We start from the raw sequence: 13596 nt of genomic DNA, 5'->3' as shown, positions 1-13596 counted from the left end.
TCGACCCAAGGAGAAGTGCAGATGGCCAAACGTATCCAGTTCAGCGCCCATGGCGGCCCCGATGTACTTGAATATGTGGACTACACGCCGGCGGAGCCGGGCCCGCAGCAGGTTCGTGTGCGTAACGAGGCCATTGGCCTGAACTTCATCGACACCTATTTCCGCAGCGGCCTATACGCACCACCGGCCTTGCCTTCCGGTCTGGGCGCAGAAGGTGCCGGCGTGGTTGACGCGGTTGGCAGCGAAGTCACCCAATTCAAGGTCGGCGACCGCGTGGCCTACGGCAGCGGCCCGCTCGGCGCGTACAGCGAACTGCACGTACTGCCCGCCGCTAACCTGGTGCACCTGCCGGACGACATCAGCTTCGAACAAGCCGCCGGTGCCATGCTCAAGGGCCTGACCGTGCAGTACCTGTTGCGCCAGACCTATGAACTGAAGGGCGGCGAGACCATCCTGTTCCACGCTGCGGCCGGTGGCGTGGGCTCCCTGGCCTGCCAATGGGCCAAGGCGCTCGGCGTGAAGTTGATCGGTACCGTGAGTTCGCCAGAGAAAGCCGCTTTGGCCAAATCCCTCGGTGCCTGGGAAACCATCGACTACAGCAAGGAAAACGTCGCACAGCGCGTGCTGGAATTGACCGACGGCAAAAAGGTCCCGGTGGTGTACGACGGTGTCGGCAAGGACACGTGGCTGACTTCCCTGGACAGCGCGGCGCCCCGTGGGTTGGTGGTGAGCTTTGGCAATGCCTCGGGCGCGGTGGATGGGGTGAACTTGGGGATACTCTCGGCCAAGGGCTCGCTGTACGTGACCCGACCGACCCTGGCGACCTACGCCAACAACGCGGCGAACTTGCAGGCGATGGCAGATGATCTGTTTTCGATGATCCAGAGCGGCAAGGTGCGCATTGATATCAACCAGCGGTATTCGCTGGCGGAAGCGGCGAAGGCACAGGCGGAGTTGTCGGGGCGGCGCACCACCGGGTCGACCATCCTGTTGCCGTAAGGCTTAAGAACGCTATCGCCGGCAATAGCACGCAATCCTCTGTAGAAGGTGCCTTGCCGGCGATCAGCCACACCTCAGTATTACGACGGTCGCACCACCTCACCGGTTGCCAGATTACGAATCAGGCTTGGATTCTTGCGACCGCCGAGGGCACCGCCCAGTACCAAGTCGACCTGACCACGGAAATACTGCTCCACGCGAATCCGCGAGCGCGCAGCCGGGCGGCCTTGAGGGTTGGCCGACGTGGAAATCAACGGCCCGACCAGCGAACACAAATCCCGCACCAGAGGATGGTCAGTGACCCGAAGCGCGACCGTGTCGTGCACACCGGTCACCCATTCCGGCAGCAAGTCCTGATGGGGCACCAGCCAAGTGTTCGGCCCTGGCCAGGTGCTGGCCATACGGTCGATCCAGTCTTGGGGGAAATCTTCGAAGAGAAAATCAAACTGACGAATGTTGTCGGCCACCAGGATCAGGCCCTTGTCCACCGAGCGATTCTTGATGGCGAGCAAACGGTCGACTGCTTCTTCATTCCACGGGTCGCAGCCCAAGCCCCATACCGCCTCGGTTGGATAGGCAATCACCGCGCCTGCGCGAATTTCTCGTGCGGTTTCCAACACACGCCACCTGTTGACCATTGCTCATTCTCCGGACTAAAGCTCTGGGCAGTTTACCGATCTTCTTTACAAAACCTAGTTCCAAAAAACCGGCAGCTATAAAAGCTGACCACGCGCCAGCCAGCGACCGCTTTCGCAAATCACCTGGCCTTCAAGCTCCAGCTCCGTGAGGGTCGCCAACACTTGGGACAAAGGCCGACCGCTGGCAATCGCCAGGGCTTCGCTGGTGTGGGGCGCCGCGTGCAGCAACGCCACCAGCGGATGGATCACCGGCATCGGCGCCGGGCGCGACAAGGCCTGCCAGCCCCGCAAGCCTTCGAGGATGTGCTCAATGGTTTCCACCAGCATTGCACCATCGCGGATCAACTGATGACAGCCTTTGGCTCCAGGGTGATGGATGGAGCCCGGGATGGCATACACCTCCCGGCCTTGCTCGGCCGCCAGCTTGGCGGTGATCAGTGAGCCACTGGCCACACTGGCTTCCACCACCAACACGCCCAGCGACAGGCCACTGATGATTCGATTGCGCCGCGGAAAGTTGCTCGCCTGAGGCCCAGCGTCCAGTGGGAACTCGGAAATCACTGCGCTGCCCTGGGCAATCATCGCCTCTGCGAGCCGTCGATGGCGCTGTGGATAAACATTTTCCAGGCCGGTGCCAAGCACGCCGATGGTGTGTCCACCCACATCCAATGCCGCCTGATGCGCCGCGCCATCGATACCCAGTGCGAGGCCACTGGTGATGACAAAACCGGCGCTGGCCAAACTACGGGAAAACGCGGCAGCGGTGTCCATGCCAGGGCGCGACGCGCGCCGGCTGCCGACCATCGCCAGTTGCGGTTTTTCGAGAATTGAAGGGTCGCCAGCGACGAATAACAGCGGTGGCGCATCGTCGATCTGGGCTAGTAATGCCGGATACTCAGGCTGGTCCCACATCAGCAAATGCTGGGCCGGACGACTCAACCACGCCAATGCCTCACTGGCGCCATCTCGGATTTCGGGACTGCGACGAGCGTCTGCGCTGATGAGTGGCAAGCCCAGTGCACGCCAGGCACTCGCAGGCGCGCTGATGGCCTTTGAAGCGCTGCCGAACGCTTCGATCAACAACCTAAAACGCTTCGGGCCTACTTCTGGCAGCCTGTGCAAGCGTAGTCGGGCCTCCAGTTCTGAAGGGGAAATTTCACTGCTGTTTATCGGAAACATCTGATCATCCTTGACCGGAACAAGCTGTGGATAACTCTGTTGGTAACTTATTTAGCAGGCTATTTATTGCGTTTGCGCAGCAGTCTCGAAACGGTCCATGACTGCCAACGGGCGTGAGGCGCTGAGAACCAGGCCATAACTGAGTTTTTCGTAGGTGCGGAACACCAGCAGAGTGCCGGCTCGCTCATCGGGTAGCTTCGTGGGAACACCGGTGAGCGGGTCGCGGACGGTGGCGCCGGTTTTAATGACGGTCAGCAGTTGACCCTCCACCAGACCGTCGCGCCGGCCTTTGCTCAGGGTGACAGCGTCCAGCACGCCAATCTGGGTGACGCCCCTGGGGATATCGATGATTTTTCCTTCGATGAAAGGCGCTGACTTCACGGGCTCAAGCGCCGTAGGCAATTGCGCGCGGAGCAGGCGGTCGCCGGGGCGTACCTCCTGAGTTACCCGTTGCACAGCGAGGGTGGTGAGGTCGCCCGCCATCACAAAGCGCGCGGTACCGATGTCATCGGCGTTGATACCCAGCAATTCCTGCGTTTGAGGGTCGGCGTAAACCTTGCCTCGGCGAAAGATCCCATAGCTTGGCTGGGCCGGATCCAGGTCGCCTCTGGCGTGCACACGTTCGCCATTGGCCCCCAGCACGCGCCCGCCGTCGGTCGCGACAATGTAAGGCGCATTGTCCAGATCCTGAGGCGTATCAAGAATACGGTTATGCAATAAAAACCGCTGAATGGCCTGTTGCGTCGGTTGATCCAGACGCGAGCCAGGTTGGGGAAGCAGGGCTGCGGCGAACGGGGCCCATAGCAGCAAGACGAGTAGCGATTTCCTCATGGGGTGAATCTCCTTTATTATGTGCGTTCGCGTGAAATGCCAGAGCCTTCGCGGCTTTCGAACCTTTCACACCGGCCGTATGGGTCCATCCCACCGCCGATTTGCCTTTACCTCACATGTGCAGCAATTACGCTTATGGCTATTTTGAACATCCTCGAATTCCCCGACTCGCGCCTGCGCACGATCGCCAAACCGGTGGCCGTAGTGGACGACAAGGTTCGTCAGTTGGTCGATGACATGTTTGAAACAATGTATGAAGCCCCGGGCATTGGCCTCGCCGCCACCCAGGTCAACGTGCATCAGCGCGTCGTGGTCATGGACCTGTCGGAAGACCGTAGCGAGCCGATGGTGTACATCAACCCTGAGTTCGAACCACTGACCGAAGAGATGGGCGAATATCAGGAAGGCTGCCTGTCGGTGCCGGAGTTCTACGAGAACGTCGAGCGCCCGCTGCGCGTGAAGATCAAAGCCTTGGACCGTGACGGTAAGCCGTTCGAGCTGATTGCCGAAGGACTGCTGGCAGTGTGCATCCAGCACGAATGCGACCACCTCAACGGCAAACTATTTGTCGATTACCTGTCCACGCTCAAGCGCGACAGGATCAAGAAGAAGCTGGAAAAAAAGCATCGCCAGCAAGCTTGATGCCCTCCTTCCAAAGGCTTGCTGCGGCAAGCCTTTTTCTTTTGTGACTGTTTTTAACCGAGACTTCCCATGACCGAGCCATTGCGCATTGTTTTTGCCGGCACCCCTGAATTCGCCGCCGAACACCTCAAGGCGCTGCTTGCCAGCCCTCACGATGTCATTGCGGTGTATACCCAGCCGGATCGCCCGGCCGGTCGCGGGCAAAAACTGATGCCGAGCCCGGTCAAGCAGTTGGCGCTTGAGCACAACATTCCTGTACTGCAGCCGCCTACCCTGCGCAACGCCGAGGCCCAGGCCGAGCTGGCTGCGCTCAATCCTGACCTACTGGTGGTGGTGGCTTACGGCTTGATCCTGCCGCAAGTGGTGCTGGATATCCCGCGCCTGGGTTGCATCAACAGCCATGCGTCGCTGCTGCCACGCTGGCGCGGTGCGGCGCCGATCCAGCGCGCGGTGGAAGCCGGTGATGCGCAAAGCGGTGTGACCGTGATGCGCATGGAGGCAGGTTTGGACACCGGCCCGATGCTGCTCAAAGTGGTTACGCCGATCACCGCCGAAGACACTGGCGGCAGCCTGCACGACCGCCTGGCCGAAATGGGCCCAACTGCCGTCATCCAAGCCATCGCCGGCCTCGCCGAAGGCACCCTGGAAGGCGAAGTGCAGGACGATAGCCTGGCCACCTACGCCCACAAATTGAACAAAGACGAAGCACGCATCGACTGGAGCCGCCCGGCGGTGGAGCTGGAACGGCTGGTGCGTGCCTTCAACCCGTGGCCGGTCTGCCACAGCACCCTCAACGGCGAAGCCTTGAAAGTGTTGGCTGCCTATTTGGCGGACGGCAAAGGCGCCCCCGGCGAGATCATCGGCGCCAGCAAGGAAGGCCTGTTGGTCGCCTGCGGTGAACAGGCGCTGTGCCTGACGCGTCTGCAATTACCCGGCGGCAAGGCGCTGAATTTCAGCGACTTGTTCAACAGCCGTCGTGAGAAATTTTCCCTGGGCACTGTACTTGGGGTGGCCGCGCAATGAACCCACGTCTGGCCGCCGCCAAGGCTCTCGCCGCCGTACTCAACGGCAAGGCTTCGCTGAACAGTTCACTGCCCACGCAGTTGGATAAAGTCGAAGACCGTGACCGCGGCTTCACCCAGGACCTGGCCTTTGGCACCGCCCGTTGGCAACCTCGTTTGTCGGCGCTGGCGGCCAAGCTGCTGCAAAAGCCATTCAAGGCGGCCGATGCTGACGTCGAGGCGCTGCTGCTGGTAGGGCTTTATCAGTTGCTCTACACCCGCGTGCCGGCCCACGCCGCCATCGGTGAAACCGTCGGATGCGCCGACAAGCTGAAAAAACCTTGGGCCAAGGCCCTGCTCAACGCTGTGCTGCGCCGTGCCCAACGCGAAAGCGAGGCGCTGCTGGCGGAGCTGGAACATGACCCGGTAGTGCGCACCGCCCACCCGCGCTGGCTGCAAAAATCCCTCAAGGCGTTCTGGCCCGAGCAGTGGGAAGCCATTTGCGCGGCGAACAATGCGCACCCGCCGATGATCCTGCGGGTCAACCGTCGCCATCACAGCCGTGACGCGTACCTGCAATTGCTGACGGCCGCAGGCATCAACGCGACGCCGTGCGTGTACAGCACCGACGGCATCGTGCTGGAGGCCGCCGCCGATGTACGCAGCCTGCCGGGCTTTGCCGAGGGTTGGATCAGTGTGCAGGACGAAGCCGCGCAACTGGCCGCCGACCTGCTCGATCTGGCACCGGGCCAGCGCGTGCTGGACGCTTGTTGTGCGCCAGGCGGTAAGACATGTCACATCCTGGAAGTCGAAAAAGGCTTGGCCGGTGTCGTCGCTGTTGACCTGGAAGCCAAGCGCCTCGTGCGTGTAAGGGAAAACCTCGCACGCCTGGGCCTGAGCGCCGAACTGATCGCCGCCGACGGCCGTGACACCGCCGCATGGTGGGACGGCAAACCGTTCCAGCGCATTCTGCTGGACGCGCCTTGCTCCGCGACCGGTGTGATCCGCCGCCACCCGGACATCAAGCTCACACGCCAACCCGACGACATCGCCGCCCTGGCCGCGCTGCAAGGTGAACTGTTGGACGCGATGTGGCCGACCCTCGAAGTCGGCGGCATCCTGCTCTACGCCACCTGCTCGACATTGCCCACCGAAAACACTGAGGTGATCGAAGCCTTCCTCGCTCGCACCAGCGGCGCCCGTGAGCTGGATCTCGCCACGACGGCCGGTATCAAGCAGCCTCACGGTCGCCAACTGCTCGCGCAAGAAGGCGGACACGATGGCTTCTACTACGCCAAACTGATCAAGATCGCCGCCGCGCGTGGCTGAATGGTTATTGAGGGAGTGACCGGATGAAAATCATCATCCTTGGGGCAGGGCAGGTCGGCGGCACACTGGCCGAACATTTGGCCAGTGAAGCCAACGACATTACCGTGGTCGACACCGATAGCGAACGCCTGCGCGACTTGGGCGACCGCCTGGATATCCGCACCGTACAAGGTCGTGCATCGTTTCCTACGGTGCTGCGTCAGGCCGGGGCCGACGATGCCGACATGCTCGTGGCCGTGACCAACAGCGACGAGACCAATATGGTCGCCTGCCAAGTCGCCCATACCCTGTTCCACACCCCGACCAAGATCGCCCGGGTCCGCGAAGCCGCCTACCTGACCCGCGCCGGCCTGTTCGATAACGACGCCATTCCTGTAGATGTGCTCATCAGTCCTGAGCAAGTGGTGACCCACTACATCAAGCGCCTGATCGAAATCCCGGGCGCCTTGCAGGTGATCGACTTCGCCGGTGGCAAAGCCCAATTGGTCGCAGTGAAGGCCTATTACGGCGGTCCACTGGTCGGCCAACAACTGCGCCAACTGCGTGAACACATGCCCAATGTGGAAACCCGCGTAGCGGCGATTTTTCGGCGTGACCGGCCGATCCTGCCGCAGGGCGATACAGTGATCGAAGCCGACGACGAGGTGTTTTTCATCGCGGCCAAAGCGAATATTCGCGCCGTCATGAGCGAAATGCGCCGGCTCGACGAGAACTACAAGCGCATCGTTATCGCCGGCGGCGGCCAGATCGGCGAGCGGCTGGCCGAGGCCATCGAGAGTCGTTACCAAGTGAAGATCATCGAGATGAATCCGGCGCGCTGCCGGCATTTGTCCGACACCCTCGACAGCACCGTCGTCCTGCAAGGCAGCGCCTCGGACCGCGACCTGTTGATGGAAGAGAACATCGCCGACGCCGACATCTTCCTGGCCCTGACCAACGATGACGAAGCCAACATCATGTCGTCGCTGCTGGCCAAGCGGCTGGGGGCGAAGAAGGTGATGACGATCATCAACAACCCGGCCTATGTCGACCTGATCCAGGGCGGCGATATCGACATCGCCATCAGCCCGCAACTGGCGACCATCGGCACCTTGCTGGCCCACGTACGCCGTGGCGATATCGTCAGCGTGCACTCCCTGCGGCGCGGCGCGGCGGAAGCCATTGAGGCGATCGCCCATGGGGATTCGAAGTCGAGCAAAGTGATCGGCAAAGCCATCCGCGATATCGGCCTGCCGCCGGGCACAACCATTGGCGCGATCATTCGTGACGAAGAGGTGATCATTGCCCACGACGATACGATGATCGCCACGGGTGACCACGTGATCCTGTTCCTGGTGGATAAAAAACATATCCGCGATGTGGAGAAGTTGTTCCACGTGGGATTGAGCTTTTTCTGATCAACCGGAGTGACCGACATGCTCGAATCCCTGGAAAAAATGCTCGCCAAGGGTGTGGATAACTCGCTGCTGCGCTTTGGACTGGGCAAGGGTTATTTGGATCTGAAGGACAACGCCAAGGCGGCGGAGCATTTGCAGAAATGCGTCGAGTTCGATCCGAAGTATTCGGCGGCGTGGAAGTTGTTGGGCAAGGCACAGTTAGGCCAGGGTGATAACTCCGCAGCGCGACAGGCGTGGGAGAAGGGCGTTGAAGCGGCCCAGGCCCATGGCGACAAGCAGGCCGAGAAAGAGATGACGGTGTTCCTGAAGAAACTCGACCGCCAAAGCTAAGCAGATCGAAAATGTGGGAGGGGCAAGTCGAATCGTCGCACCGCCCCTCCCACATTTGGTTTTGTATTGTCTTTGGGTCAATACCACCGCTCTTCACCCGGCGGGCGTTTCTTGAAGCGCTTCATGCTCCACATGTACTGGCTCGGGTAGGCGCCGACATAACGCTCAACGACCTTGCTCATCGCGGCGCAAGACGTGGCTGTGTCTGTGCTGTACATGTCTTCCGGCGCAGCTTCCAGGATCACTTTGTAGCCCGAACCATCCGGCAGTCGCAGGGCATGCAGGAATACACCGACCGCCTTATGGCCCGCGAGCATATTCGGCACGAACTTGCTGGTGAGCGCCTGGGTTGCAAAGAATGGCACGAAGATCCCCGCCGATTCCGCCGGCTCCGGGTCAGCGGGAATACCCACTTGGCCACCTTTACGCACTTCCTTGATCACACTGAGGATGCCTTCCTTGGTGGAAGCCGCCACACGGTTGCCCAACTGCACGCGCTGCTTGCGCAGCAACTCATCCACTGCCTTGAGCTTGGGCGGGCGGTAAAAAATGATCGGTTTGCACTGGTTGCAGTAAAAGTGGTTCAACACTTCCCAGTTGCCCAGGTGGCTGGTGATGCCGACTACGCCTTTGCCCGAGGCCAGAGCTTCGTGCAGCACCTCCAGGCCTTCGACTTCACGCACTAGGTCGATGGAACGCTGGGCCGGCCAGATCCAGGCGCAGGCGCTTTCAGTCAGGGACTTGCCGATGTCCATCAGGCTTTGGCCGACCAGGCGCTCCCGGGCGGCGGGGTCCATGTCCGGAAAGCATTTTGAGAGGTTGATCCGCACCGTTTCGCGGGATCGATTGGGGGTTTTCCACATGATCCAGCCGATGGCCGAACCCACGGCTTGCACTGCGCGCCATGGCAGCAGGGCAAACAACCGAAGAGCGCCTACCAGCAAGGCGCCTTTAAACTTTTCCACAGGTCACTCCTGATCGTGTGTGGTGCGCAAAGCGCGCATTCTAACCGGCGTTGACCAAGTCCGCGTAACGGTCGCAGTCCTGAGTGTGGTCCATGACCATGCCAGAGGCCTGCATGAACGCGTAACAGATGGTCGGGCCAACAAAGGTGAAACCGGCTTTCTTGAGTGCTTTGCTCATGGCTTCAGCCTCCGGCGTAATCGCGGGCACTTCGCTGCGGTCCTTGAAATGGTTGACCTTGGGCACCCCGCCGACAAACGACCAGAGCAACCCCACCGGGTCCTCCAGCGCCAGCCAAGCCGCAGCGTTGCGCCGGGTGGCGTTGAGCTTGAGGCGGTTGCGCACGATACCTGGGTCGAGCATCAGCGCTTCGATCTCGTCATCGCCCAATTGCGCCAACCGCTGCGGATCAAAACCGAACAAGACCTTTCGATAATGCTCGCGTTTGCGTAAAACGGTGATCCAGGAAAGGCCCGCCTGGAACCCTTCGAGTAAAAGCAACTCGAACAAACCCTGCGCATCGCGTAGCGGCGTTCCCCACTCCTGATCGTGATATGCCATGTACAGCGGATCTTCAGAACACCAAAAGCAGCGTGGCATAAGGCTCCAGGGGATGGTGGCGCGGCCGAATCGGGTATACTCCCGCTCTTTAAATCGCAGCCCAAGTAACAGGTGAATTTCGTGAGCCAGCCTACGCCAGCCGTGCGTACCTTCCAAGACTTGATCCTCGCCCTCCAGCAATACTGGGCCGAGCAAGGTTGTGTGGTACTTCAGCCCTACGATATGGAAGTAGGCGCCGGCACTTTCCACACCGCTACCTTCCTGCGGGCCATTGGCCCGGAAACCTGGAACGCCGCTTATGTGCAGCCCAGTCGTCGCCCGACTGACGGCCGCTACGGCGAAAACCCGAACCGTCTGCAGCACTACTACCAGTTCCAGGTGGTATTGAAGCCGAACCCGGACAATTTCCAGGAACTGTACCTGGGCTCGCTCAAGCATGTTGGCCTGGATCCGCTGGTCCACGATATCCGCTTCGTCGAAGACAACTGGGAGTCGCCGACCCTGGGCGCCTGGGGCTTGGGCTGGGAAGTCTGGCTCAACGGCATGGAAGTAACGCAGTTCACTTACTTCCAGCAAGCCGGTGGCATCGAGTGCTACCCGGTGACCGGCGAAATCACCTACGGCCTTGAGCGCTTGGCCATGTACCTGCAAGGCGTGGACTCGGTCTACGACTTGGTGTGGGCTGACGGCCCGTTCGGCAAAGTGACCTACGGCGATGTGTTCCACCAGAACGAAGTGGAGCAATCCACCTACAACTTCGAACACGCCAACGTCGAAAAGCTGTTCGAACTGTTCGACTTCTACGAAAGCGAAGCCAAGCGTCTGATCGAACTCGATCAGCCGCTGCCGCTGCCAAGCTATGAAATGGTGTTGAAGGCGTCCCATACCTTCAACCTGCTGGACGCCCGCCGTGCCATCTCGGTAACCGCGCGCCAGCAATACATCCTGCGAGTACGCACCCTGGCGCGTTCCGTCGCCCAAGCCTACCTGCTGGCTCGCGCCAAGCTGGGCTTCCCGATGGCAACCCCGGACCTGCGTGATGAAGTGTTGGCTAAGCTGGAGGCTGCACAATGAGTGCTCAAGATTTCCTGGTTGAACTGGGCACCGAAGAGCTGCCACCGAAGGCACTCAACACCCTGGCCGATGCGTTCCTGGCCGGGATCGAAAAAGGCCTGCAAAGCGCTGGCCTGAAGTTTGAAGCCAAGAAAGTCTACGCCGCGCCACGTCGCCTGGCCGTGTTGCTGACCGCGCTGGAAACCCAGCAACCGGACCGCAGCATTAACCTCGACGGCCCGCCGCGCCAGGCGGCTTTCGACGCTGAAGGCAATCCGACCCAGGCTGCCCTTGGTTTTGCCAAGAAGTGTGGCGTGGAACTGAGTGAGATCGACCAGAGCGGTCCGAAACTGCGTTTCAGCCAAGTCATCACCGGTAAGCCGACTGCCAGCCTGCTGCCGACCATCGTTGAAGACTCCCTGAACGACCTGCCGATCCCCAAGCGCATGCGCTGGGGTGCACGCAAAGAAGAATTCGTCCGCCCAACCCAATGGCTGGTGATGCTGCTCGGTGACCAGGTCATTGACTGCACCATCCTCGCCCAGAAGGCCGGCCGAGATTCCCGCGGTCACCGCTTCCACCATCCAGAAGCCGTACGCATCACCTCGCCGGCGAACTATGCCGCCGATCTGCGTGCAGCCTATGTGCTGGCCGACGCCAACGAGCGTCGCGAGCTGATCAGCAAGCGCACCGAAGAACTGGCCCGCCTGCAGGAAGGCACCGCCATCGTGCCGCCAAGCCTGCTCGACGAAGTGACCGCGCTGGTTGAATGGCCTGTGCCGCTGGTGTGCTCGTTCGAAGAGCGCTTCCTCGATGTGCCGCAAGAAGCACTGATCACCACCATGCAGGACAACCAGAAGTACTTCTGCCTGCTGGACGTGGACGGTAAGTTGCTGCCGCGCTTTATCACCGTAGCCAACATTGAAAGCAAAGACCCGCAGCAGATCATTGCCGGTAACGAGAAAGTCGTTCGCCCGCGACTGACTGACGCTGAGTTCTTCTTCAAGCAAGACAAGAAGCAGAAGCTCGAAGACTTCAACCTGCGCCTGCAAAACGTGGTGTTCCAGGAAAAACTCGGTAGCGTCTACGACAAGGCTGTGCGTGTTTCCAAACTCGCTGCCTACATCGCACCACGCATCGGCGGCGATGCGGCCTCGGCCGCCCGCGCTGGTTTGCTGTCCAAGTGCGACCTGGCGACCGAGATGGTCGGCGAATTCCCAGAGATGCAAGGTGTTGCCGGCTACTACTACGCCCTCAACGATGGCGAGGCCGAAGACGTCGCCCTGGCGCTGAACGAGCAGTACATGCCACGCGGTGCTGGTGCAGAACTGCCAACTACCTTGACCGGTGCGGCCGTGGCCATCGCCGACAAGTTGGATACCCTGGTGGGCATCTTCGGTATCGGCATGCTGCCTACCGGTAGCAAAGACCCGTACGCCCTGCGCCGTGCGGCATTGGGCGTGCTGCGTATCCTGATCGACAAGAAGCTCGACCTGGACCTGACACAGGCCATCGTGTTCGCGGTGGGTCAGTTCGGTACCAAGGTCAAGCAAGCGGGTCTGGCCGAGCAAGTGCTGGAGTTCGTGTTCGACCGCCTGCGTGCGCGTTACGAAGACGAAGGCGTGGACGTTTCCGTCTACCTGTCGGTTCGCGCCCTGCAGCCGGGTTCGGCGCTGGACTTCGATCAGCGCGTACAAGCCGTACAGGCCTTCCGTAAGTTGCCGGAAGCCGATGCCCTGGCCGCTGTGAACAAGCGTGTGTCGAACCTGCTGAGCAAGGCCGAAGGCCTGGGCAATGGCGACGTCGACCCTGGCCTGTTTGCCGATGCCAAAGAGTTCTCGCTGAATTCGGCCATCGCCAAGGCAGAAAACGCCGTCAAGCCGCTGATCGCCGAGCGTAACTACGCCGAAGCGCTGGCGCGCCTGGCCACCCTGCGTGAGCCGGTGGATGCGTTCTTCGAAGCCGTGATGATCAATGCCGAAGATGCCGGCGTGCGGAAAAACCGTTACGCCATGCTGGCGCGTCTGCGCGGCTTGTTCGTCAACATCGCTGACATTTCGACATTGAGCTGACCATGTTGAAACTGCTGATTCTCGATCGGGACGGGGTGATCAACTACGACTCCGACGCTTACATCAAGTCGGTGGCGGAATGGATTCCACTGCCCGGTTCGATCGAGGCCATCGCGCAGTTGAGCAAAGCCGGCTGGACGGTGGCCATCGCCACCAACCAGTCCGGCATTGCCCGTGGCTATTACGACATCGCTACCCTGGACGCCATGCACGCGCGCTTGCGCATGCTGGTGGCGGAGCAGGGCGGTGAGGTGGGGCTGGTGGTGTACTGCCCTCACGGGCCGGATGAGGGCTGCGATTGCCGCAAACCCAAACCTGGCATGTTGAAAACCATTGCAGAACATTACAAGGTGCCCTTGGCTGGGATATGGTTCGTCGGGGACAGCCTCGGTGACCTGGAGGCGGCCAAAGCCGTCGACTCTCAGCCAGTTTTGGTAAAGACCGGGAAAGGCGAAAAGACCCAGGCGAAAAACCTGCCGGTAGGCACCTTGATTTTTGACGATCTGGCGGCGGTTGCCGCAGAACTTATCAACAACTAGCCGCCCTCGACTTCCTGACCAAGGACTGTTCGGGAGTGCGCTTTTAACAGGCGGGCCCTGTC

Annotated in this window: 14 protein-coding genes; 9 read left to right on the top strand and 5 right to left on the bottom strand. The window is 60.8% G+C overall.

The genetic code is table 11. The features are described from left to right. Positions 1-21 precede the first annotated feature (21 nt). Positions 22-999, top strand: coding sequence for a quinone oxidoreductase family protein (locus tag LRO94_RS01015; protein ID WP_179179716.1), 978 nt, complete (start codon positions 22-24; stop codon positions 997-999). A gap of 80 nt (positions 1000-1079) precedes the next feature. Here the strand turns inward: LRO94_RS01015 and LRO94_RS01010 are convergent, their stop codons facing one another. The 3 genes from LRO94_RS01010 to LRO94_RS01000 form a co-directional block, all read right to left on the bottom strand. Then, positions 1080-1637 (bottom strand): L-threonylcarbamoyladenylate synthase, encoded by a 558-nt coding sequence (locus LRO94_RS01010; RefSeq protein ID WP_122754142.1) that lies wholly within the window; start codon positions 1635-1637, stop codon positions 1080-1082. 75 nt (positions 1638-1712) lie between these two features. Beyond that, complete coding sequence (dprA, locus tag LRO94_RS01005) at positions 1713-2816, bottom strand: DNA-processing protein DprA (RefSeq protein WP_179179717.1); 1104 nt, start codon at positions 2814-2816, stop codon at positions 1713-1715. 63 nt (positions 2817-2879) lie between these two features. After that, positions 2880-3647, bottom strand: coding sequence for a peptidoglycan-binding protein (locus LRO94_RS01000; protein ID WP_179179718.1), 768 nt, complete (start codon positions 3645-3647; stop codon positions 2880-2882). 135 nt (positions 3648-3782) lie between these two features. On the opposite strand from LRO94_RS01000, the gene def reads away from it, so the two are divergent. The 5 genes from def (at position 3783) to LRO94_RS00975 (ending at position 8346) form a co-directional block, all read left to right on the top strand. Next, on the top strand, positions 3783-4289 hold the full coding sequence (def, locus tag LRO94_RS00995) for a peptide deformylase (RefSeq protein ID WP_032885135.1): 507 nt from the start codon (positions 3783-3785) through the stop codon (positions 4287-4289). A gap of 69 nt (positions 4290-4358) precedes the next feature. After that, positions 4359-5312, top strand: a complete 954-nt coding sequence (fmt, locus tag LRO94_RS00990; protein WP_179179719.1) for a methionyl-tRNA formyltransferase — start codon at positions 4359-4361, stop codon at positions 5310-5312. Continuing rightward, complete coding sequence (rsmB, locus tag LRO94_RS00985; RefSeq protein ID WP_032885139.1) at positions 5309-6619, top strand: 16S rRNA (cytosine(967)-C(5))-methyltransferase RsmB; 1311 nt, start codon at positions 5309-5311, stop codon at positions 6617-6619. The genes fmt and rsmB overlap by 4 nt, the downstream gene beginning before the upstream one ends. A 23-nt stretch (positions 6620-6642) precedes the next feature. Continuing rightward, positions 6643-8016 carry a Trk system potassium transporter TrkA gene (gene trkA, locus LRO94_RS00980; protein WP_032885140.1) on the top strand — a complete coding sequence of 458 codons (1374 nt, stop codon included), beginning with the start codon at positions 6643-6645 and terminating at the stop codon, positions 8014-8016. 18 nt (positions 8017-8034) lie between these two features. Continuing rightward, a complete protein-coding gene (locus tag LRO94_RS00975) occupies positions 8035-8346 on the top strand; it encodes a tetratricopeptide repeat protein (protein WP_032885141.1) in 312 nt (103 codons plus the stop codon). Positions 8347-8423: 77 nt separating this feature from the next. Here the strand turns inward: LRO94_RS00975 and LRO94_RS00970 are convergent, their stop codons facing one another. Together LRO94_RS00970 and LRO94_RS00965 are read right to left on the bottom strand one after the other, a co-directional pair. Further along, positions 8424-9311 (bottom strand): lysophospholipid acyltransferase, encoded by an 888-nt coding sequence (locus tag LRO94_RS00970; protein WP_032885142.1) that lies wholly within the window; start codon positions 9309-9311, stop codon positions 8424-8426. A 40-nt stretch (positions 9312-9351) separates the two neighbouring features. Next, positions 9352-9909: a DNA-3-methyladenine glycosylase I gene (locus LRO94_RS00965; protein WP_032885143.1), complete on the bottom strand. Its 558-nt coding sequence runs from the start codon at positions 9907-9909 to the stop codon at positions 9352-9354. A gap of 81 nt (positions 9910-9990) precedes the next feature. On the opposite strand from LRO94_RS00965, the gene glyQ reads away from it, so the two are divergent. Genes glyQ through gmhB form a run of 3 tightly spaced genes read left to right on the top strand, consistent with a single transcriptional unit; the run spans position 9991 to position 13534 of the window. After that, entirely contained in the window at positions 9991-10944 is a 954-nt protein-coding gene (glyQ, locus tag LRO94_RS00960; protein ID WP_003213601.1) for a glycine--tRNA ligase subunit alpha, read from the top strand. Further along, entirely contained in the window at positions 10941-12995 is a 2055-nt protein-coding gene (glyS, locus tag LRO94_RS00955; RefSeq protein ID WP_095185271.1) for a glycine--tRNA ligase subunit beta, read from the top strand. Before glyQ ends, glyS begins: the two co-directional genes overlap by 4 nt. A gap of 2 nt (positions 12996-12997) precedes the next feature. Next, positions 12998-13534: a D-glycero-beta-D-manno-heptose 1,7-bisphosphate 7-phosphatase gene (gene gmhB, locus LRO94_RS00950; protein ID WP_179179720.1), complete on the top strand. Its 537-nt coding sequence runs from the start codon at positions 12998-13000 to the stop codon at positions 13532-13534. Positions 13535-13596: the final 62 nt, after the last annotated feature.

The sequence above is a fragment of the Pseudomonas sivasensis genome (assembly GCF_021391435.1).
GTDB lineage: Bacteria > Pseudomonadota > Gammaproteobacteria > Pseudomonadales > Pseudomonadaceae > Aquipseudomonas > Aquipseudomonas sivasensis.
This window is presented reverse-complemented; position numbering and strand designations above follow the sequence as displayed.

Bases quoted from the DNA above. Each gene is read 5' to 3' on its own strand.
- LRO94_RS01015 (WP_179179716.1), top strand. From the start codon at position 22: ATGGCCAAACGTATCCAGTTCAGCGCCCATGGCGGCCCCGATGTACTT.
- LRO94_RS01010 (WP_122754142.1), bottom strand. From the start codon at position 1,637: ATGGTCAACAGGTGGCGTGTGTTGGAAACCGCACGAGAAATTCGCGCA.
- dprA (WP_179179717.1), bottom strand. From the start codon at position 2,816: ATGTTTCCGATAAACAGCAGTGAAATTTCCCCTTCAGAACTGGAGGCC.
- LRO94_RS01000 (WP_179179718.1), bottom strand. From the start codon at position 3,647: ATGAGGAAATCGCTACTCGTCTTGCTGCTATGGGCCCCGTTCGCCGCA.
- def (WP_032885135.1), top strand. From the start codon at position 3,783: ATGGCTATTTTGAACATCCTCGAATTCCCCGACTCGCGCCTGCGCACG.
- fmt (WP_179179719.1), top strand. From the start codon at position 4,359: ATGACCGAGCCATTGCGCATTGTTTTTGCCGGCACCCCTGAATTCGCC.
- rsmB (WP_032885139.1), top strand. From the start codon at position 5,309: ATGAACCCACGTCTGGCCGCCGCCAAGGCTCTCGCCGCCGTACTCAAC.
- trkA (WP_032885140.1), top strand. From the start codon at position 6,643: ATGAAAATCATCATCCTTGGGGCAGGGCAGGTCGGCGGCACACTGGCC.
- LRO94_RS00975 (WP_032885141.1), top strand. From the start codon at position 8,035: ATGCTCGAATCCCTGGAAAAAATGCTCGCCAAGGGTGTGGATAACTCG.
- LRO94_RS00965 (WP_032885143.1), bottom strand. From the start codon at position 9,909: ATGCCACGCTGCTTTTGGTGTTCTGAAGATCCGCTGTACATGGCATAT.
- glyS (WP_095185271.1), top strand. From the start codon at position 10,941: ATGAGTGCTCAAGATTTCCTGGTTGAACTGGGCACCGAAGAGCTGCCA.
- gmhB (WP_179179720.1), top strand. From the start codon at position 12,998: ATGTTGAAACTGCTGATTCTCGATCGGGACGGGGTGATCAACTACGAC.